This window comes from Methanocaldococcus fervens AG86, from assembly GCF_000023985.1.
In the GTDB taxonomy this organism is placed as follows: Archaea; AGJL01; Methanococci; order Methanococcales; family Methanocaldococcaceae; genus Methanocaldococcus; species Methanocaldococcus fervens.
Window position 1 is genome coordinate 1,050,354 of sequence record NC_013156.1, and the last position, 20,650, is coordinate 1,071,003.

Sequence of the window (20,650 nt, forward strand, 5' to 3'; positions counted from 1 at the left end):
ATGAGTGGTTTAAATGACTAATGCAATGAAACTTATTGAAATGCTTAGAATTATTGATAATAGGGCAAAGTTCATGGGTATTAAATTAACTATGATGAAAAATTTATTGGAAAAATATAAAGACGATAGAGAACTGTTAAAAGAAATTTTAAAATTAACAGAAGGAACAAAGTTACATGATTTAATATTGGAGGCATATCCTCCCTTAGAAGGGTTAAAAAGAGAGCTTAAAGAAGAAGAGTATAAACTTAAAGTTACTACTGAAAAAGAAGTTAAAAAAGAAGAAAAAATGGAATTTTGTATTTTTGTAGATACCCCTTCCATTGTTGCATATATAAAAGAATATTTGAGGAAATTCTACATGGGAAATAATATTAAAAAAGTTTTTTATGATATTGGTAAAGATTATGCACTGAAATTGGGACTAAATACCTATGATGACATGATAAATTTTATGAGTAAAGAGTTTGGGGAAACCATTGTTGAGAAATCTGAGCCTTTAGTTGTTATTGTTAAAAATAACAAAGAGTCTATAAATTGCAGCGCATCAGAACCAATTTGCTATTTAACAGCAGGATTTATAGCTGGGTGTTTAGAAAATATAACAGAGAGAAGATATATTGTTGATGTTGTTGAAAAAAAATGTCAAGCTGTTGGTGATCCATACTGTTTATTTATTGCAGAAAAATCAATAAGGTTGTAATTTTGTTAATGTTATGTTGTTAATCTTCTTTCCACAGGATTGCAAAGTCTTTTAAAGCTTTTTTAACTCTCTCCATACTACCTTCAATAACTACTTTATCCTTCTCATCACTGTATTCAAATATAACTCCATGCCACTCTCCTAAATCTCCCAATCTTTCAATTTGTATTTCTTTTTTTAGCTTTATTCTTACGGATTCAACTCTTCCTCTCTTTTTTACTTCTTTATTGTATTTACTTTTACTTAATGGAAATTTAACGTCAAGCTCTCCTCTAACAGCTTTCATCATTTTATTTAAATATTTTTCAGTTAATTCAACATCACATAAGCTGAATAATTGGGATTGAACAAAATTTAGCTCTCTTTCAACATCTGATAATACATTTACTGAGGCATGCGGATCTAAAATGTAATATGAAAGGAGGGCATTAGCTAATCTAAGTTTTTCAAATACTGTTTCAGGAACTTTAACCCCTCTGCCAACCAATTCAGCTGATAACTCAGACAATACAACCCACTGCTTATCTAAATTTCTTGCATCTTTCATTTCCTTAACCTCTCAATGTATCTTTTTAAAACTTCTTCGCTATCATAATTAATTCTAACATTCATCTTTTTAAACTCTTCTTTTAATTTCTCTATGTCTGTATTTTCATCTATAAAAAATACCTGATAACTTGTTGTTGAGTTTATATTAAAGATTGCTACTTTATCATCATCTTTTAACTCTCTTTTCTCAATAGCTGCCCTAACTCTAATAAAGTTTTCCATCTCACTATTTAAGGCATCTTTAACTGTTAATATCGATATTAGCGTGGCAACAAACTCCATTTCAAATACCCCCAAAGTATATTTATTCTTCAAACTTAATTTCTTCCTCTGGTAGTATATAAAATACATAGTTTTCTCTCTTTGCAGGAACTTCTTTTAAAAACAATACAATCCCATTAACTGGAGTATTGACAAACCTTATATCTCCTTTCCTACTCTGCAAAGCAGCTATCCTATGCCCCTCCAAAATTCTACAACCAAAATCTACAATCGGATATACTTTATAGCCTTCAGCAGGGATTTCCAACAATCTCGTTCCTTTTTTGACATAGGTTAGTTGCTTAACCCCTCCAACCTCATATTCAATGAGCATATCTCTTGTAGTTTGCCCCATCAATACATAGTTGTCAAAGTCATCGTATATAACTTGATATAAAACTTTTCCTTCTCCATTGTATTCTTCATCTTTATCTAAAAATTTTATAACCTTTCCTTCATTTTCAATAACAACCTTTCTACCCTCATGTTTTTCAGCGTTTTCAACATAAAGCTTAGGAATTCTCATTCTTCCACCTAATATAATTTAATTTAATATATTCTACTTATTATGAAATCTGCCAAATCTTCTAAAACTTTTCTTCTATCTTTATCAAATATCTTTAAATATTCCTTAGCTTCCTCTGTTTTTTGCTTCATAAGTTCTTTTGCATATTCAATAGAAGGCTTCAATATCTCAATAGCCTCTTTAATCTCCTCATCTTTAATATCTTTATTTCCCAAAATATTTAGCAATCTTTTCTTTTTATCCTCATCCAATGTTTTTAATGCGTGAATAACAATTATAGTTTTCTTTCCTTCCCTTATATCACTTCCAACTGGCTTACCTAACTTTTTCTCATCTCCGATTAAATCTAAAACATCATCCTGTATTTGGAACGTCAACCCTATTCTTTTTGCATATTCTTTTAAGGCATTTCGTTCCTCTTCATTGCAATCTGCCATAACTGCCCCAATCTCAACTGAAGCTTCCAATAAAGCTCCAGTCTTTTTTCTAATCATTTCTAAGTATTCATCCATTGTTGGGTAGTAGTTTTCAAACTCCATGTCCATTGCCTGTCCTTCACAAACCTCAACACACGCCTTTGATAAGATTTTTAAAACTTCATGAGCTTTTTTATTATCTTTTATTTTTGAAACTGCCTCAAAAGCTTTAGCATACAATAAATCTCCAGCCAATATAGCCATAGGTTCTCCAAAAACAACGTGAACTGTTGGCTTTCCCCTCCTTTCATCATCGTGATCCATTATGTCATCATGTATCAATGTATAGTTGTGAATTAGTTCAACAGCTGCAGCAGCTGGCAAAACTTCTTCAATATCATCTTTTTTTAACATGTATGTTACAACCGCTAAATATGGTCTAATCCTTTTTCCTCCAGCAAATAGAAGATGTTTTGAAGCGTTATATAGCTTGTCATCCTTATCTACATAAGTTTTTAGCTCTTCATCAATTTTTTGTAATATATTTTTATCAAAGAGCATACTCTCACCATTTAATTATTTTTTAAATTATTTTTAATTTTAAAAATTAAAATTTAAATGATTCTTTCAAAGCTTAGGCACTGCCCATTTCTCAATAGATGGACATCTTCCCCCAATCTATATCCTTCTTCTTCAGCTAATTTTGTATATTCAGCAGTTAAGTTAAAGTCTCCATGTGAAGGGATGATGTGCTCTGGATTCAGCCACCTCAACATATCTCTATGGTCTTCTTTTGCAGCGTGTCCTGAAACGTGAGCTCCTTTAAATATTCTAACGCCCAACAACTTTAACCTTGACTCTAACATGTATCTTTGAGCAGCGTTCATTGGGTTTGGGATTGGGTCTGCTGAGAATACAACGCAATCATATTTATCAAACTTGTAAGGTGTTTTGTTTGTAGCCATTCTTGATAACACAGCCCCCTCTTCTCCCTGATGCCCAGTAGCTATTATCAAATATTTTTCTTTACCTTCTTTAACAATATTCTTTAAAGCCATTTCTATTGAACTTGGGTCACCATAAATTCTTAAATCCTCTGGGAATTTAACTAAGCCAATATCTTGGGCTATTCCACAATATCTCATCATACTTCTTCCCAATAAAACTGGAGTTCTTCCCATCTTTTCAGCTATATCGGTAATAGATTTTATTCTTGCAATATGAGAGGAGAAGGTAGTTACAACTACACCATTTTTGTCATTATCTGCTGCCAATAAATCATTTTTTAATAAACCAGAGGCAATAATCTCTGGTGGAGTTTTTCCTTCGTGATTTATCCTCGTAGTTTCGGATATAAAGCAGAGAACTCCATTTTTACCAACTCTTTTTATTGCCTTGTAATCTGGTCTTTCCCCAACAACTGGAAAGTTATCTAATTTAAAATCATTTCCATAAACTATTGCTCCGTAAGGGGTGTGTAAAACTGGTAAAACAGCGTCTGGAATACTGTGAGTTATTCTAATAAACTCTAATGTTATGTTTGGAGTTAAATCAATTGATTCTCCAGCATTTAAAACAATTAATGGATTTCTAACATCAAACTTCTTCTCACTCAAAATTTCTCTCTTAACCAGCTCAATTGTATATGGAGTTCCGATGATTGGAGCGTTGTATCTGTGAGCTAATTTTGGAACTGCCCCTATGTGGTCTAAATGCCCGTGGGATAAAACTATTGCCTTAACCTCTCCTTCAATATTTTTCATAACTGTATCGTTTGGGATTATACCCTTCTCAATCAACTCTAAGCTGTGAAGTTTTGATATGTCAGTATCTTCATGAATTAAGACCCTATCTAATCTAACTCCCATATCTAATATTATAATTTCTCCATCTACATTAACAGCCGTCATATTTCTTCCAACTTCTTCATAACCACCAATTGCAATAATCTCTAGTTTCACCTTATCACATCCTTTAATTTTATTTGAAATTTTATATTTATGTCTGTAAATATTTGGTTGTTTAAAATTAATTTACAGACTAACCTCTAAGATAAAAATAAATAAATGCAATAACAATAACTAACAATATAATTTATTTCAATCTCTGATTAATCCAATCTTTTAGAGTTCCTTTAACAATATAAGGTGTTTTTTTAAGCTCTTCAATATTTTCAGCTCCAACTAAAAACATAGCTATCTTTAACTCTTTTATATATTCCTCCAATACCTTAACAACTTCTTCCCACCCTTTTAAACTTGCTTTTAATATGGGTAGAGCAACAGCACAGCAATCGCAACCAATTGCTATGCATTTGGCTATATCCAAACCTCCTCTTATCCCACCAGAGCCGATAACTATACCATCATAAACACTTTTTACTTCAAATATTGATGCGGCAGTAGGAATGCCCCAATTAGCAAATTTTTCAAGTAGATTTTTTATTTTTTCATCTTTAACCCTATATATTTCAACCTTTGCCCATGAAGTGCCTCCACTTCCTTGAACATCAATTGCATCAAAGCCAATATCTTTTAATATTAAGGCATCCTCTTTTGAAAAACCCTCACCAACTTGTTTAGCAATAAATGGGATATTTTTATAGCTTTTTTTGTAGTTTGAGATGATTTCTTTAAGTTTATCTAAATTTTTAAAGTTTAAATCGCCCTCTGGCTGTATAACCTCTTGTAATGGGTTGAAGTGTATAGCCATAGCATCGGCATCTATCATTTCAACTGCTTTATCTACAACCTCCTCATCCCAATTATCAACGATAAAATTAACCGCCCCTAAATTGCCTATAACTAAATTATTTGTGTAATCTCTAACAACGCTGTAGGTGTCTATTAAATCATCATTAATAATAGCTGCCCTTTGTGAGCCAACACCCATTCCTAAGCCGAGTTCTTCAACAGCTTTGGCAATGTTTTTATTTATCTCTTTTGCCTTACTATGCCCCCCAGTAATACCAGAGACAATAATTGGGGCAGATAGTTTTTTTCCAAACAATTTTGTTTCTGTTTCTATATCATAAAAATTTATTCCACATGTTCCTTTATGAATTAGCTCAATATCTTCTAACAGTGTTGTTTTTTTGTATTCAACATCACAATAATTACATAAAAATATATGCTCCAATTTTCTAACTTCTATTTCATTTCTGTTATCAACCATAATTTCACCAAATTACTATATAAATATTTACCTTTCTGAAAATTTTTAATTAAAGATTGAAAATAGTATTTAAAAAAGTTTAGTATTAAAAATCTAAAAAAGAGTTAAAAAATAAAAATATAAAAAAGATTAGATTTAATTCAATATTTTATTATTCTATTCCTAATTTCTTTAAAACTGAGTCAACTGAAATTGCATGAACGCTAACAGCTAAATCTTCTGGTTTCATTCCAAATGCTAAACCTAACAACTGACTTAAGTGTAAGACTGGCAAGTTGTATTCTTCACCAAACTTCTCTTTTATCTCTACTTGCCCTCTATCAAACTGCAAGTGGCAGAATGGACAGACGTTGACAGTACAATCAGCACCTGCTTCAAGCATGTTTCTTATTTTTTCTCTTGTCATGTCTAATGCTGTTTCTAAGAATCTTGCTCTAACCCCTCCTCCAGCTCCACAGCACATTAAGTAATCCTTATACATAACTGGTTTAGCTCCTGTTGCAGCAACAATATCCTCTAATAATGATGGTCTCTCTGGTGAATCTAAATGCTTGACATCGCTTGGTTTTAAGAAGTGGCATCCGTAGTGAATAGCGACATTTAAATTATCTAAAGGTCTAACAACTTTTTCTTTTATTTTTTCTGCTCCAATATCTTTGGATATTAATTCAGCAAAGTGCCTAACTTTTACAGTTCCTTTGTACTGCTTACCAATCTTATCTAATTTTTCATTTACAAAATCTAATGCTTCTTTATTTTCGTGTAATATGTGAGCTGCTTCATACAATGAACCGTAACAACCGTTACATACAGTTACAATATCTAAGCCCATCTCTTCAGCAATGCATAGGTTTCTTGCAGCTAAAGTAAGCCATGTTTTTTGGTCAAAAGAACCGAAGACCCCAGGAGCTGGACAGCATGAAGCTCCAGGCATATATTCTAACTCAACACCTAACTCTTCCATAACTATCTTTGTAGCTTTCTCAACTCCAGGATACCTGTGTGGCATGATACATCCTAAGAAAAATGCATATTTCATCCTATCACCAAATTTTATTATTATTTTCATTTTACTCCTTCAAATCCATTTTTTTCCAGTCAAAGTCGATTAATTTATCAAATTCTAATTCTTTAACTAATGTTCTAACTTCCTCTAAATCTTTTTCACTGAATTGTGCTGTTGGTGATTTTGCTGGTAAGCCAAGTTTTCCTCTCAATTCAACAACCTCTTTGTTTGCAGGAACTGCATGTCCAAATCTTAAAACATAGGAAGCTGTTTTTCTGTGAGCTAAAGCCATGTTTCCTTTTTGAGCAGCTATATTTCTCAATGTTTTTATAATTTCTGTAATTTTAACGTCTCTTGGGCATCTTTCATAACAGGTGTAGCAGGTTGTGCAATACCAGATGTCGTCGCTATCTAAAACATCATCTAAACCTAATAAAACCTTTCTTAGAACTTTTCTTGTTCTATAAGCTGTTCTTCTACCACTTGGACAGCTTCCAGTACAGGTTCCACACTGATAACATGCTTTAACTGATTTTACAACGTCTTCTCCCAAAACTAACTTTCCAGCCTCAACAACCTCATCTACAAACTTTTTATTGGTTTTATCTAAATTTATAACTGCCATGATATCACCTCACATTAGAGTTAGAGTCTATTATATATATACTTAGAAACTTCGAATGTCAGTATTAGACAGTTGTATAATAGCTATTATAAAATTAAAAAATAACTAAATAAGATTAAAAAAAGAATATTTAAAGAACATCAAAAAAGGGGATTGGATGAGAATTACAATTTACAGCCCAAATGTTTATACTTACGGCTCAATGCTCATCGGCGGAATTTTAAAAGATAGGGGTTATAATGTCCATTTAGTTAGGAATATAGATAAAACACTGTTTTTGAAGTCAGATGTGGTTATATTTAGCTTATACTCAACATTACATATATTGGATAAGGAAATTAATGAGGCTATAAACTTTATAAAAAAAGTTAGGAAAAATAAAACCAAGGTTTATGTTGCTGGATGTGTATCAGCCTATCCAGAGATTATATTAAATGAGTTGAATGTTGATGGCGTTATTGTTGGAGAAGGGGAGCTAACAACACCAAAAATTATTGAAGGAGATAATGAAGGATTGGCATATAAAAATGGGGATGAGATAGTTGTAAATTATCCAAAAGAAAAACCTGACTTGAATCACCCTCTCCCCTTAATACCAAAGGATATTGGGCAACAGTCAGTTAGAGGGGCTAATGTTTATATTGAAACACATAGGGGTTGTTTGGGCAATTGCACATTTTGTCAAGTTCCAAAGTTTTTTGGTAAAACTATTAGGAGTAGGGAGGTTGAGGATGTTGTTGAGGAAGTTAAGGCATTTAAAAGAGCTGGAGCTAAGAGGATAGCAATAAGTGGTGGAACTGGGAGCTTATATGCCTTCAAAAAATCAGTAAATAGAGATAAGTTTTTTGAGCTTTTGGAAAAGATATCTGGGATTGTTGGTAAAAATAACTTGTCTGTTCCAGATATGAGGGTTGATTATGTTGATGAGGACATATTGGAGGCAATAAAAAATTACACTATTGGATGGGTATTTTATGGAATTGAGAGTGGAAGTGATAAAATTCTAAGGGATATGAAGAAAGGAACTAATAGGGAAAAAAACTTAGATGCCATAAAATTGGCTAAGGATTGTGGGGTTAAAGTAGCTGGGAGCTTTATAGTTGCATATCCAACAGAGACGGAGAAGGATTATCTATTAACAAAGGATTTTATTGTAGATGCTGAGTTGGATGATGTTTTTGTTTCTATTGCTGAGCCAATTCCAACAACGGAGTTGTGTGATTTAGTTCTATCTATACCTAAGGAAGAGAATTTATTATATAAAATGCATGAGAGGGAGTATAAAAGGTTTGGATTGAGTGAGGCAGAGGCGAGATGTTTTGATTTATTGATTCATGCTGAGATGTGGAAATCTACTCCAAGACCTTTAACTCCTCAACTCTATAATTTATATTTAAATGAGGCAAGAATGCAGGGGAAAGATATAAGAGCCATAATAGATTTATTGTTTAAGTATAGGGATTTATTATTAAATAAAGTAAAATTTTAGGTGATAGAATGTGCATTTTCTGTAAAATAATAAATGGAGAGATTCCAGCAAAGGTTGTCTATGAGGATGAGCATGTTTTAGCTTTCTTAGATATAAATCCAAGAAATAAAGGGCATACTTTGGTTGTTCCTAAAAAGCACTATGAAAGATTTGACGAAATGCCAGATGATGAGCTCTGCAACTTTATAAAAGGGGTTAAAAAGACAGTTGAGGTTTTAAAAAAGTTGGGTTTTGATGGTTACAACATAGTTAATAACAACGGTAGAGTTGCTGGGCAAGAAGTTAATCATGTTCATTTCCACGTCATTCCAAGATATGAGGGAGATGGAGAAGTTGTTAAGTTTGGAGAAGTTAAAAAAGCTGATTTAGATGAGGTTTTAATGGAAATTAAGGAATAAAATAATCTTTTATTTTTATTAAATTAAATAATAATATTAAAAAACTCTTTTTTAAGGTTTCAAAATTAAAATTTGCTATACCGAAAACTTTAAATATATGTAAAGCATACTTTACATTTGGATGTAAAGGAAACTTTACAATGGTGGTAGTTGTGAGCCGTGATATGCTAAGAGGAATATCAATTATTGCAACGTTGATTGTTGCAGGTTATGTAATGGGTGTTGCTTCTAAACTTGGAGATGTTTTGCTATTTACAGCAACTTTTTTAATAGCTACTGCAGTTGTTAGCATAATTATATTAACCCTTGGTCCAATGAAAAAAGGAGACGAAAGAATGATTAAACGCTCTGAAGAAGCTGCTCTGCTATCAGTTAGAGTTTGCATGTTTATTGGATTGTTTGCTCTTGCATATTCAACAATGCTTGGATTTGAAGAAATGAAGATGTTCTTTCTTGGAATGTCAGTGCCAGGGATGTTGTGGGTTTTAGCTTATCTTGTACTTGTATGGAGGGATGTGCATTGAAAAACAGGTTGAGAGAGTTGAGAAAAGAGCATGGAATAACTCAGGAAGAGCTTGCTAAAGCTTTGGGAGTGACAAGACAGACGATAATAGCCATAGAGAAGGGGAAATACGACCCTTCCTTAAAACTTGCTTTGAAGATAGTAAAGTTTTTTGGAGTAAAGGTGGAGGATGTTTTTGAGTTGGAGGAATAAACTCCTTTAATTATTTCTCTATTTCTCCTCTCAACCCAAAAGTTTTGGCATCAGTAATTTTTACTTTTCTAAATTCTCCTATCTCCCCTCCTTCAAATTTAACAACTTTAAAGTTGTCAGTATAACCTTTTCCTTCATCTAAAACTAAAACCCTCATGGTCTTTCCAACATATTTTTTGTTGTTTAGATAGCTCAACTCTCTCCTCAATTTATCTAAAATCTCACTCCTTCTTTTCCTAATTTTTGTATCAACCTGCTTCATCTTTGCCGCTTCTGTTCCTTTCCTTTGGGAATATTTAGCTCCATGAATGTAATCTGGTTTTAACTCTTTTAAAACCTCTAATGTATTTTGAAACTGCTCCTCAGTTTCTCCTGGAAATCCAACGATTATGTCCGTTGTAAAGCAGAGATTTCTAACTTTTCTCCTAAATTCATCAACAATTTCTTTAAATTCATCTACTGTATAACCTCTATTCATTTTCTTTAAAATCTCATCATCTCCGCTTTGTAAAGGAAGATGTAAAAACTTTCCAACTTTTTCGTTTTGATAGGCTTCTATAAGCTCATCCAATATTGGTTCAACATTTTTTGCATGCATCATTCCAACTCTCATTATAAACTCTCCCTCTATTTGGGTTAAATCGTTCAATAAATTTGCCAAATTATCTCCAATATCAAAACCATAACATGCGGTGTCTTGGGCAGTTATAAATAAGCATTTAACTCCTTTATTTATTAACTCTTTGGCTTTATTAACAATTTTTTCCCTTGGGTAGGATATTAACTTACCTCTTGCTATTTTAACAATGCAATAACTGCAATTTCCTAAGCATCCCTCACATATTGGTAATGGAGTGATTAAAGAAGGTTTTAGGTAATCTAATTTTTTGTAAAGTGTTTTATTAATCTCTTCTTCAATGTAAGGCATTCTATAATGTTTTTCGATATAATACCTCAATATCTCTCCAGCTTTATAGGATTCCCTTGGATATATGTGCAAAAAATCCTTAACCTTATTTTTTAAAGCTTTTGGTAGGCATCCAGCAACAACAACCTCTTTCCCTAAATTTTTAAGCTCATTTATTCTGTAAATCATTCTATTTTCAGTTTCCAATCTCACAACGCATGTGTTTATTACAACAATATCCGCCTCCTCTAAATTATCAACTAATTTAAATCCTGCCTCTTTTAAAGAGTTCTTAATAATTTCAGTATCAGCAGTGTTTAAAACACATCCGTATCCTTCAACATAAACCCTCATAATCATCACCAATGTAAATTATACAAATCTATAAATTTAAATATTTTTGTTTTTACGTCATAAAAAATAAAAATAAAATAGGTATATAAAGTTTTTTATTATTTAATCAAATCTGAAAACAGTTTTACAATATCTTTTGAGCTTATAACTCCAACAATTTTATCTTCACATGGTGATTTAACGTATAAATGGTGGATTCCCTTTTCAGCCATGATTCTAACAGCTTTTTCCAATGGAGCTTCAGGGCTAACAGTTATTGGATTTGTTGTCATAATTTCCTCTGCTGTTTTATCCAACTCGTTGTAGTGTTTTAATACGTCTGTATCCGTTACAATTCCCCAAAATGTCTCCCCATCTGAAACAACTACAGAAGATATATCATATTTTGCCATTGTTTTAATTATGTCGCTTAACTTTGTATCTAAAGATACTTCAACAACGCCTTTTTTCATCACATCTCTAACTAAATACTTGGATATCATAATTACACCTCCTCATTATAATTTATAGCTTTTAATGTTTTATATTTATTTTTTAAATTTATTAGCGAAAATTTTATATAGTCAAATATAGCAATTGACTTATGGCAACCTTCATATACATCCTCGACAATATCATCTTATACTATTCAATTTATCCACATATTAATAATTATAAATTCATGCTCACGGTGATACAATGGATGACTTGACACAACTACCAGGAGTAGGTCCTTCAACTGCTGAAAAGTTAAAAGAAGCTGGTTACACTGATTTTATGAAAATTGCAACTGCAACAATTGGCGAATTGACTGATATAGAGGGAATTAGCGAGAAAGCTGCTGCTAAAATTATTGAGGCTGCGAGAGAGTTGTGTAATTTAGGATTTAAGAGTGGTAGTGAGGTATTATCTCAAAGAAAAAATATATGGAAGCTTTCAACAGGAAGTAAGAATTTAGATGAGATTTTAGGAGGAGGGTTAGAGAGCCAGTCAGTTACTGAATTTGCAGGAATGTTTGGTTCTGGAAAGACTCAGATAGCTCATCAAGCGTGTGTTAATTTACAATGTCCAGAGAGGATAATAGCTGATGATGCTATAAAAGAAGAGATTTTAAATGAGCCAAAAGCAGTTTATATTGATACAGAGGGGACATTTAGGCCGGAGAGAATCGTTCAAATGGCTGAAGCCTTAGGATTAGATGGCCAGGAAGTTTTAAATAATATCTTCGTTGCGAGAGCATATAACTCAGATATGCAAATGCTTTATGCTGAAAATGTTGAGAATTTGATAAGAGAGGGGCATAACATAAAGTTGGTCATAGTTGATTCACTAACATCAACATTTAGGACTGAATATGTTGGTAGAGGAAAATTGGCAGAGAGACAGCAAAAGTTAGGAAGGCACATGGCTACTCTCAACAAATTAGCTGATTTATATAATTGTGTTGTTATTGTAACTAACCAAGTTGCCGCAAGACCTGATGCCATATTTGGAGCTTCAGAACAGGCAATAGGTGGGCATATTGTTGGGCATGCCGCAACATTTAGAATATTTTTAAGAAAGGCAAAGGGAGATAAGAGGGTAGCTAAGCTTTACGACTCTCCACACTTGCCAGACGCTGAGGCAATGTTTAGAATAACCGAGAAGGGAATACATGATTAACCAAATAATACAGTTTTTTGATGAACGATGAACTTTTTATTTAAGAGACATTATGAGGGGCTTTAGCCCCTCCTTAATGCATCCCGGGTATACCAATAGGGCAGAGCCCTATGGTTTTGATGAAACTTTTTAAAATTCTTTAAATTAATTTTTAAATATGATTTTCGAAAAATAAATAAAAAAGTTTAAGAAGATTCTTTTTTCATCAGCTCTTTAACTTCTTCTAAGAATTTACCATAACCAACTCTTCTCATAACTGCAGCTAATCTCTCTCTTTGTGGTTTTTCAGCGTATTTTCCATAAACAACTAAAACTTTATCTATAAAGTTTATAATTTCATCAACGCTCATTAATTTCATTTTAATTCCTTCAACAACCTCTCTACCTGTTTTACCTCCAACATAAACTAAATATCCATCTTCTTTAACAACTCTTGCCTCATTTGGACAGTTTTTAATACACTTACCGCATCCAATACACACGTTATAGTTTGTGTAAGATGTTTCCCCCCTTACGTCAATAGCTTCAACCTTACAAACTTCAGCACATCTTCCACAGCCGTTACATTTTTCCCTATCAACTTCAGGGAATTTAACTCCAACTATCCCAACATCATGAACTTGCGGCCTAACGCACTTGTTTGGACATCCACTGATTGCTATCTTAAATTTGTATGGAGCAGGTCTTTCTTTGAATTTATCTTCAATAATTTTACATAGTTCAGTTGTATCTATCAACCCACTGCTACAATTTCCAGCTCCTGGACAGGCTAATGTTGCCCTAACTAAAGGTCCTTCTGAACCTGTAATTAATCCTTTTTCATTTAGCTTTAAAACAACATCTTCAGCGTCAAATCCACTAATGCCGTGAATTTCAATACCTGCCCTATCAGTTATTTTTATTTTTGCGTTATATTGTTCTGCAATATCCAAAATCTCTTTTATTTCATCTGGTTTGTACCAACCAGCAGGTTTTGCCCTAACTCTTATGAAGTAGGTTCCATCAGCCCTTTTACCAATTCCTCCATAATCTGAAATCCAGTAGAATGAAATATATTCATTGTTTTCTTTCCTTCTTTCAACTTCCTTTTTAAATCTTTTTAACTTCATCCTCCTCAATTTCTCAATAGCTTCTAAATCAACGCCTTCTTTTAATTCAATAGCATTTTTAATTTCTTCTCCTTTTTTAGTCCTTATTGTTATTGTTGAATATCCTTCTGGACTTCCAACACATCCAACTGAAACATCAGCCATTTCTGCATCGAAATCTCTACATATCTTACATCCTGGACAGATTTCAAACTCTTTTAAATCAATTTCCTTTTTCTCCCCATTTATACAAGCTAAAAGTTTTCCATCCTTAATATCAAATTTTTCAACCTTTTCTATATCTATGCCATGTTTTGATAGAACTTCCTTCATATTTTCATATTTGAACTTTTCAGTACAGAACAAACCAATTAAGTATTCAATTTTTGGTAATTTTGTAGGTTTTCCATCCTTACCAAGTTCTCCATCATGTTTTGCCAAGTATGGGAAATACTGCAGTTTTCTTAAACCGTTAATTTGGCATGGCAAACCAACAACAGCTACTCTTTCCAACCCCATTTCTCCAGCTTTTCTTAATGCGTCTAAAGTTGAGATGGCATATTTTGATTTTGCAGATTTTAATAAATCATCTGCATTTTGAACTACTAATGAAACTGGTTTCCAGCATTCATCTCCAACAACTATTGCCCCATCAATTTTTTTATTTTCTAACAAATATTTTAAAAATGCTATAACAACTCCCCCATCTTGTCCTTCAACGTCACTTTTTCCATAGTAGTATTTTTCATAGAATTTTTCTCTAATCTTTATTTGATATTTTCCTGAAGATACTCTTGGGCAGACATCATAGCACATTCCATTTCCTTTCCTTAAACACTCGTCCGTTAGTTTTGGCTTTTCATCAAAGGTTAATATATTGTTAGGACATACTATAGTACATGTCCCGCACCTTGCACATATTCCACTATCAACTATCTCATTCAACTTCCACTCATACATTTTTTCACCAATGAAAGTGTGATTACATTATTCACATCTTAATGTTATATAATTTAAAGCTTACTAATGTGTGCGTAAAAACTGCACAGGTTTATTTATTATGAATATTTGTTATAAATTTAGATATATGGATGAAAAATTATTACGTTTGGAATTACGTTGATAACTGTTAAAAGATGGTGATAAATGATGGATAAGCTTATAGTTGCAAGAATGCAGAAGTTTACAGTTGAAGATTTAATGAGATGTATTTTAGGGCTGCAAGAGATTGAGATTAGAATTTATTTTGAATTATTGGATATGAAAGAAGCTACTGTTCTTGAGCTTGCTGAGAGAGTTGAAAGGGATAGAACAACGGTTCAGAAAGCTTTAAGAAGTTTAATGAATTGTGGATTGGTTGAGAGGGAAAAGGTAACTGAAAAAAGTGGGTTTAAATATATTTACAGGCCTGTAGAATTTAAAAATGTAAAGACAAAAATGGAGGAGCTTTTGGATGAGTGGTATCTAAGTGTAAAAAAATGGTTAAGGGGTATTTAGCTTTATTAATTATTCAATTGTTGATTTTTCAAAAGAATACATTCCAATTAACAAAAAAATTGCACATAATATTCCTAAAATTACAAAATCTGTTATTATAGAAAATTTTGAAACACCTGTTAAAAGATGTCTCATCCCATCAACTGCATAGGTTAATGGATTTATATAGGCAAAGACTCTTATCCATAACGGTAGAACATCTATTGGATAAAACGCCCCACTCAAAAACATCAATGGGAGGGTGAGCATATTCATTACTAAACCAAATCCTTCTAAGCTTGACATTCTTAATGCAAAAGTTATGCCAATGGATGAGAATGTCCAAGCTAATAAAATTCCAAGTATTAATACTGGAATAATTGCAGAAACATTTATTGGGGTAATTAGCATGCAGATTATTAGTATAATAAGCCCCCTTAATAGGGATGTTATTGAATCTCCTAAAATTCTTCCAAATATTGCTTTACTCCTTGAAACTGGAGCGACTAATATTTCTTTTAAAAATCCATAATCTTTGTCAATAATAACAGACATCCCGCTCATAAAACTCGTTGTGAATATTGTTATTGCTACAACTCCTGGAACTAAATATGTTAGATAATCAACCCCTCCAAATATTGCCTTTGCTTGAGGGAAGTTTAAAGCTCTACTCCAACCTAATCCAAAGAATGCAATCCAAATAATTGGGTGTAATAAAGTGCTAATAACTCTCGATTTTGCTCTTAAAAATCTTAAAACCTGTCTATATGCCATTGTTATTATTACGTTCATGCAAAGCCCCTCCTTTTCATAATAAACCTTCTCATGTCAAATTTTCCTCCTTCATCCCTAATGGATCTTCCAGTTAAATAGATAAATACATCGTTTAATGTTGGTTTTCTGTAATCAACCTCCAAAATTTCTAAATTATTCTTTAAGGCAATTTCAAAGATTTTTGGAATTGTTTCAGGAGCGTTTTTCACTTTAATTTCAAAAATTCCGTCTATAATTTTACATTCACCAAATTGAGATAACATATTTTTTATTTTTTCATGATTATCGTTATTAAACCTTAAATAAATTATATCATCTCCAATAATGGATTTCAGCTCATCAACAGTTCCCATGGCGATGATTTTTCCATTATCTATTATGGCAATTCTGTCAGCTAAACTTTCAGCTTCTTCCATATAATGGGTGGTTAAAAATATTGTCATATTATACTCTTCTTTCATCTCCTTAATGTAATCCCAAATGTGAGCCCTTGTTTGAGGATCTAATCCAACTGTAGGTTCATCTAAAAATAATATCTCCGGCTTATGAATTAAAGCCCTTGCAATTTCCAACCTTCTAACCATCCCTCCACTGAAGTATTTAACAATTCTATGTGCATGTTCTTTTAGCTCAACAAACTCCAACATTTCCTCTATCCTTTTTTTCAACTCTTCTCCCCTATATCCGTAAATTTTTCCGTGAATGTAGAGATTTTCATAGGCTGTTAGCTCTCTATCCAATGTGGTATCTTGAAAAACTATTCCAATTCTCTTTCTAACTTCATTTGGGTTCTTAACTACATCATAACCCGCTACCTTTATTGTTCCAGATGTAGGTTTTAGTAGTGTTGTTATCATGTTTATTGTTGTTGATTTTCCTGCCCCATTTGGACCTAAAAATGCAAAAATCTCTCCTTTTTTAACTTTAAAGCTAATGCCTTTTACAGCATAAAAATCGTTAAATTTTTTTGTTAAATTTTCCACCTCTATCACGTATTCCATCTAATCTCCCCCAAAAATTATTAGATTTATCTTCCTTGCAGTTTCTTTTAAGGTTTTTTCAATCTCTTTTTTCTGCCTATCATTTAAATTATGGAAGTTTTTTACAATCAATCTTGCAGCATCTTTTAATTCTTTCCCTCCTAATTCATAAAAGCCCCTGACTGCCTCAATATGTGAAAAAATATTTTCCAATTTTTCTTCATTTTCTTTTAAATATTTCTTTCCTTTTTCAGTTATTTTGTAGAGTTTTTTATCTTCTTTTTTTACAGCTTCAATATATCCACTTCTCCTTAAACTCTGCAGAGTAGGATAAATAACTCCAGAGCTCGGTTTATAATAAACAAACATTTCATTTAATTTTTGCATTATAGCATAGCCGTGCAACTCCTCTTTCTCCAATAAATATAAAATGAGGTATTTTAAAGAGCCTCTTATACGCTCATGTTTCACAATTTCACCAAAATTTTTATACTATATCTTAAGATATATCTATCTACTTAGGAATATAAAAAGGTGATGTTATGGAATTGTTGATAGAGAGTATTAAAATCTCAGCATATTATACGATAAAAATATCGATTATCGTTTTAATTACAATGTTTATTGTGAATTATATTATGAACACTGGCATTATGAAAAAAGTTAGTGATTTTTTATCCCCAATTTTAAGAAAATCAAAGCTAAACCCCCTATCAATTTCATCAATCTTAGCATGTTTTTTTAGTCCAACTGTTGGATATTCAATATTGGCAGAAGGTCTAAAGGAAAATAAAATAAATGAAAAAGAGATTATAGGTACATCCTTAGCAAATTCGTTTCCTTCTGTTTTATCTCACACATTCACATTCTTTATTCCGGTTGTTGTTCCTATTTTGGGTTGGACTGGAGTTTTATATGTTTTAATAAGGTTAGGAGTTGCCTTAGTAAAAACAATAATTGGATTTTTATACTTATCTATAGTATCAAAAAACTCTTCATTCGAGCTTCCAGAGATAAATAAACTGGATAGAAAGGAAAATGTAAAGAAATCTTTTAAAAGCATTATTTCATTTGCCAAAAGGTTGATACCAACAATGTTTATCATGATGACGTTGGTTATCTATTTATCCAAAGTTGGATTTTTTGATTATGTTGAGAAATTTGTTGAACCAATAACAAACTTATTAAATCTAAATCCTAACGTTGGAATTTTGGCATTAACAGAAATTATGAATGTTCAGGCAGCTATTGTAATGGCTGGCGGGTTTTTAAATGAACATATATTAAATTCAAAAGAGATTTTAATTGGATTAATTATTGGAAATGTTTTAACATTCTCTACGAGGTATGTTAAGCATTCTCTACCATTCCATGTTTCACTCTTTGGAGCAAAGTTGGGAACGAAAATAGTTATGATTAATGCAGCTATTACTTTGATATTGGACATCTTTATAATAATTGGGCTGTTATTGATTTAAAATTTTAAAATTATATACTTTTTAATATATTTTTATTTGGTGAAATTATGAGAAAATTCTGTGTCTATGGGAAAGGAGGGATTGGAAAATCAACAACTGTAAGTAATATAGCAGCAGCTTTAGCAGAAGAAGGAAAAAAGGTTTTAGTTGTTGGCTGTGATCCAAAGGCAGATACAACAAGGAATTTAGTTGGAAGAAAGATTCCAACGGTTTTAGATGTTTTTAGGAAAAAAGGAGCAGACAATATGGAGTTAGGGGATATAGTTTTTGAAGGTTTTGGAGGAGTTTATTGTGTTGAAAGTGGAGGACCTGAGCCAGGAGTAGGATGTGCTGGGAGGGGAGTTATTACAGCGGTTGATATGTTAAATAGGTTGGGAGCTTTTGAAGCATTAAATCCAGATGTCGTTATTTATGATATATTGGGAGATGTGGTTTGTGGAGGATTTGCAATGCCTTTACAGAAGCACTTGGCTGATGATGTTTATATCGTAACAACCTGCGATCCAATGGCAATTTACGCAGCAAACAATATATGCAAAGGAATAAAGAGGTATGCAAGTAGAGGAAAAATTGGGTTGGGAGGGATTATTTACAATGGAAGGAGTGTTATAAACGCTCCAGAAATTGTTGAGGTCTTTGCTAAAAAAATAGGAACTCAAGTTATTGGAAGGATTCCAATGAGTAATCTTATAACAAAGGCAGAGATTTATAGAAAGACAGTTATTGAATATGCTCCAGATAGTGAAATAGCAGATAGATTTAGAGAATTGGCAATTGCAATCTATAAAAATGAAAATAGGGTTATTCCAAATCCGTTATTAGAGGATGAGTTGGATAAGATTACTGAAAAAATTGACGACCTTTTAAAAGAAAGTGTTAAAGAATAATTTTTTATTTTATCTTATAGAAGTATTTTAAATCTTCATCTCCACCAAATAATTCTGGATGAATCATTTTTGCATAATCCATCATGTATCCAATTGGGTCTCTTGCTTCCCACACATAATAATCGGTATGGGATACATAAAATCTTTCATTTTTCAATGCTTTAAAGTTGGCAAAGTCAGGATTTAACTTCAACAGGTCTTCTTTTGTTTTTATTTCATCACCATAGTAGTTTCTCATTATAACAACATCTGCATTTATCGCCCTCTCATAGAATGTCTCTTTATCTAAATAGTAAGATTTGGTTCCATTGTAATCAGCAAAGAGGTATTTACCTTTAAGTTCGGCAATCATTTTACTATAGTAATGGTTATTTCCATAAATTACAGCCATTTGTTTAGATTTTGACCAACTAAAGGAAGCAACAATTGACTCAGTTTTAACATCTTCTATTTTTTTCAAAATATCTTCTCTTTCCTTTTCCACATTTTTAAACCATGCATCTGCTTTTTTATAAATATCAGATCCATAAAATGCAGCCGCAAACTTTATCCACTCCACCCTTCCCATAAACGTTGGCTCATCATATGTGAAAAATCTTGCAGTTGTTATGCCCAATTCATTCAATTTAACTTCCATTTCGTCATGAGATGGCCAATCTCCTAAGAATACAATGTCTGGACTTATATTAACTATTTTATCATAATCAATTTTGCTTGATTTGCCTATATCTACAACTTTTCCTTCTTTGTAGTATTGAGAGAGCACTGGAGAGTACGAAATGTAAGTTTTTGGAACTCCTTTTATTGATTCATAGCAGATGCTTTCATTTAATATATCTGCAGTTGATATAACTGGGCAGTAAAATACCGTTACAACTTTTTTTACTGGGACATTTAAAACTATTGCGTTTGGTATGTTAGGAGCTTTTGCATTTTCTTCAACGAAAACAAACATTTTTCCTTTTGAATCAACTACTATGCAATATCCATCTTCCCAATGTGGCTCTAATTTGAAGGTCTTTGCATATTTGACAACATTTTTTGATATATTGTAGGTTTGTGTGGTTTTATTTTCTTCTACACAACCTGCAAATGCCACTACAACCCCTAAAATTAATAATAGTAGGATTATTTTTTTCATAAGTATCACCAAACACACATTTTATTAAAAATTTAGGATTAGAGAGTAATATAATTTATTAT

At 32.2% G+C, this 20,650-nt stretch carries 24 protein-coding genes; 9 read left to right on the forward strand and 15 right to left on the reverse strand.

What is annotated here, in order from left to right; all coding sequences use genetic code 11:
- Positions 1–13: 13 nt before the first annotated feature.
- Positions 14–703 (forward strand): V4R domain-containing protein, encoded by a 690-nt coding sequence (locus MEFER_RS05685; protein ID WP_015791662.1) that lies wholly within the window; start codon positions 14–16, stop codon positions 701–703.
- 19 nt (positions 704–722) lie between these two features.
- On the opposite strand, the gene MEFER_RS05690 is transcribed toward MEFER_RS05685, so the two are convergent.
- The 8 genes from MEFER_RS05690 to hdrC all read right to left on the reverse strand — a co-directional run bounded on the left by MEFER_RS05690 (position 723) and on the right by hdrC (position 7,260).
- Positions 723–1,250, reverse strand: a complete 528-nt coding sequence (locus MEFER_RS05690; protein ID WP_015791663.1) for a DUF2096 domain-containing protein — start codon at positions 1,248–1,250, stop codon at positions 723–725.
- Positions 1,247–1,534, reverse strand: coding sequence for a DUF749 domain-containing protein (locus MEFER_RS05695; protein ID WP_048056347.1), 288 nt, complete (start codon positions 1,532–1,534; stop codon positions 1,247–1,249). Before MEFER_RS05695 ends, MEFER_RS05690 begins: the two co-directional genes overlap by 4 nt.
- Before the next feature lie 22 nt (positions 1,535–1,556).
- On the reverse strand, positions 1,557–2,039 hold the full coding sequence (locus MEFER_RS05700) for a DUF2118 family protein (protein WP_015791665.1): 483 nt from the start codon (positions 2,037–2,039) through the stop codon (positions 1,557–1,559).
- A 23-nt stretch (positions 2,040–2,062) separates the two neighbouring features.
- Complete coding sequence (locus tag MEFER_RS05705; protein WP_015791666.1) at positions 2,063–3,016, reverse strand: polyprenyl synthetase family protein; 954 nt, start codon at positions 3,014–3,016, stop codon at positions 2,063–2,065.
- A 53-nt stretch (positions 3,017–3,069) separates the two neighbouring features.
- Positions 3,070–4,416, reverse strand: coding sequence for an RNase J family beta-CASP ribonuclease (locus tag MEFER_RS05710; RefSeq protein WP_015791667.1), 1,347 nt, complete (start codon positions 4,414–4,416; stop codon positions 3,070–3,072).
- A 133-nt stretch (positions 4,417–4,549) separates the two neighbouring features.
- On the reverse strand, positions 4,550–5,629 hold the full coding sequence (gene fni, locus MEFER_RS05715) for a type 2 isopentenyl-diphosphate Delta-isomerase (protein ID WP_015791668.1): 1,080 nt from the start codon (positions 5,627–5,629) through the stop codon (positions 4,550–4,552).
- Between the two features lie 151 nt (positions 5,630–5,780).
- Complete coding sequence (gene hdrB / locus MEFER_RS05720; RefSeq protein ID WP_015791669.1) at positions 5,781–6,668, reverse strand: CoB--CoM heterodisulfide reductase subunit B; 888 nt, start codon at positions 6,666–6,668, stop codon at positions 5,781–5,783.
- 31 nt (positions 6,669–6,699) lie between these two features.
- Positions 6,700–7,260, reverse strand: a complete 561-nt coding sequence (gene hdrC / locus MEFER_RS05725; RefSeq protein ID WP_015791670.1) for a CoB--CoM heterodisulfide reductase subunit C — start codon at positions 7,258–7,260, stop codon at positions 6,700–6,702.
- A gap of 157 nt (positions 7,261–7,417) precedes the next feature.
- Here hdrC and MEFER_RS05730 point away from each other — a divergent pair, with 157 nt between their 5' ends.
- The 4 genes from MEFER_RS05730 (at position 7,418) to MEFER_RS05745 (ending at position 9,862) form a co-directional block, all read left to right on the forward strand.
- Positions 7,418–8,749, forward strand: a complete 1,332-nt coding sequence (locus tag MEFER_RS05730; protein WP_015791671.1) for a methyl-coenzyme M reductase glutamine C-methyltransferase — start codon at positions 7,418–7,420, stop codon at positions 8,747–8,749.
- An 8-nt stretch (positions 8,750–8,757) separates the two neighbouring features.
- Positions 8,758–9,147, forward strand: a complete 390-nt coding sequence (locus tag MEFER_RS05735) for an HIT family protein (RefSeq protein ID WP_015791672.1) — start codon at positions 8,758–8,760, stop codon at positions 9,145–9,147.
- Positions 9,148–9,299: 152 nt separating this feature from the next.
- Entirely contained in the window at positions 9,300–9,671 is a 372-nt protein-coding gene (locus MEFER_RS05740) for a hypothetical protein (RefSeq protein WP_048056348.1), read from the forward strand.
- Positions 9,668–9,862 carry a helix-turn-helix transcriptional regulator gene (locus MEFER_RS05745; RefSeq protein WP_015791674.1) on the forward strand — a complete coding sequence of 65 codons (195 nt, stop codon included), beginning with the start codon at positions 9,668–9,670 and terminating at the stop codon, positions 9,860–9,862. Before MEFER_RS05740 ends, MEFER_RS05745 begins: the two co-directional genes overlap by 4 nt.
- A 10-nt stretch (positions 9,863–9,872) precedes the next feature.
- On the opposite strand, the gene MEFER_RS05750 is transcribed toward MEFER_RS05745, so the two are convergent.
- Complete coding sequence (locus MEFER_RS05750) at positions 9,873–11,123, reverse strand: tRNA (N(6)-L-threonylcarbamoyladenosine(37)-C(2))-methylthiotransferase (RefSeq protein WP_048056349.1); 1,251 nt, start codon at positions 11,121–11,123, stop codon at positions 9,873–9,875.
- Positions 11,124–11,221: 98 nt separating this feature from the next.
- A complete protein-coding gene (locus MEFER_RS05755; protein WP_015791676.1) occupies positions 11,222–11,605 on the reverse strand; it encodes a CBS domain-containing protein in 384 nt (127 codons plus the stop codon).
- Between the two features lie 196 nt (positions 11,606–11,801).
- Between MEFER_RS05755 and radA the strand changes: the two genes are divergently transcribed.
- Entirely contained in the window at positions 11,802–12,764 is a 963-nt protein-coding gene (gene radA / locus MEFER_RS05760) for a DNA repair and recombination protein RadA (protein WP_015791677.1), read from the forward strand.
- A gap of 185 nt (positions 12,765–12,949) precedes the next feature.
- Here the strand turns inward: radA and fsr are convergent, their stop codons facing one another.
- Positions 12,950–14,812, reverse strand: coding sequence for a coenzyme F420-dependent sulfite reductase (gene fsr, locus MEFER_RS05765; RefSeq protein WP_015791678.1), 1,863 nt, complete (start codon positions 14,810–14,812; stop codon positions 12,950–12,952).
- A 189-nt stretch (positions 14,813–15,001) separates the two neighbouring features.
- Between fsr and MEFER_RS05770 the strand changes: the two genes are divergently transcribed.
- Positions 15,002–15,349 (forward strand): helix-turn-helix domain-containing protein, encoded by a 348-nt coding sequence (locus tag MEFER_RS05770; protein ID WP_048056350.1) that lies wholly within the window; start codon positions 15,002–15,004, stop codon positions 15,347–15,349.
- A 9-nt stretch (positions 15,350–15,358) separates the two neighbouring features.
- On the opposite strand, the gene MEFER_RS05775 is transcribed toward MEFER_RS05770, so the two are convergent.
- The 3 genes from MEFER_RS05775 to MEFER_RS05785 are packed head-to-tail and all read right to left on the reverse strand — an operon-like array spanning position 15,359 to position 17,553.
- Complete coding sequence (locus tag MEFER_RS05775; protein ID WP_015791680.1) at positions 15,359–16,120, reverse strand: ABC transporter permease; 762 nt, start codon at positions 16,118–16,120, stop codon at positions 15,359–15,361.
- Positions 16,117–17,103, reverse strand: coding sequence for an ATP-binding cassette domain-containing protein (locus tag MEFER_RS05780; RefSeq protein WP_015791681.1), 987 nt, complete (start codon positions 17,101–17,103; stop codon positions 16,117–16,119). The genes MEFER_RS05775 and MEFER_RS05780 overlap by 4 nt, the downstream gene beginning before the upstream one ends.
- On the reverse strand, positions 17,104–17,553 hold the full coding sequence (locus tag MEFER_RS05785) for a PadR family transcriptional regulator (RefSeq protein WP_015791682.1): 450 nt from the start codon (positions 17,551–17,553) through the stop codon (positions 17,104–17,106). It lies immediately after the preceding gene.
- Between the two features lie 71 nt (positions 17,554–17,624).
- Here MEFER_RS05785 and MEFER_RS05790 point away from each other — a divergent pair, with 71 nt between their 5' ends.
- Together MEFER_RS05790 and nifH are read left to right on the forward strand one after the other, a co-directional pair.
- Entirely contained in the window at positions 17,625–18,560 is a 936-nt protein-coding gene (locus tag MEFER_RS05790) for a nucleoside recognition domain-containing protein (protein WP_015791683.1), read from the forward strand.
- 47 nt (positions 18,561–18,607) lie between these two features.
- A complete protein-coding gene (gene nifH, locus MEFER_RS05795) occupies positions 18,608–19,447 on the forward strand; it encodes a nitrogenase iron protein (RefSeq protein WP_015791684.1) in 840 nt (279 codons plus the stop codon).
- A gap of 4 nt (positions 19,448–19,451) precedes the next feature.
- On the opposite strand, the gene MEFER_RS05800 is transcribed toward nifH, so the two are convergent.
- Positions 19,452–20,588: an ABC transporter substrate-binding protein gene (locus MEFER_RS05800; RefSeq protein WP_015791685.1), complete on the reverse strand. Its 1,137-nt coding sequence runs from the start codon at positions 20,586–20,588 to the stop codon at positions 19,452–19,454.
- Positions 20,589–20,650 lie beyond the last annotated feature (62 nt).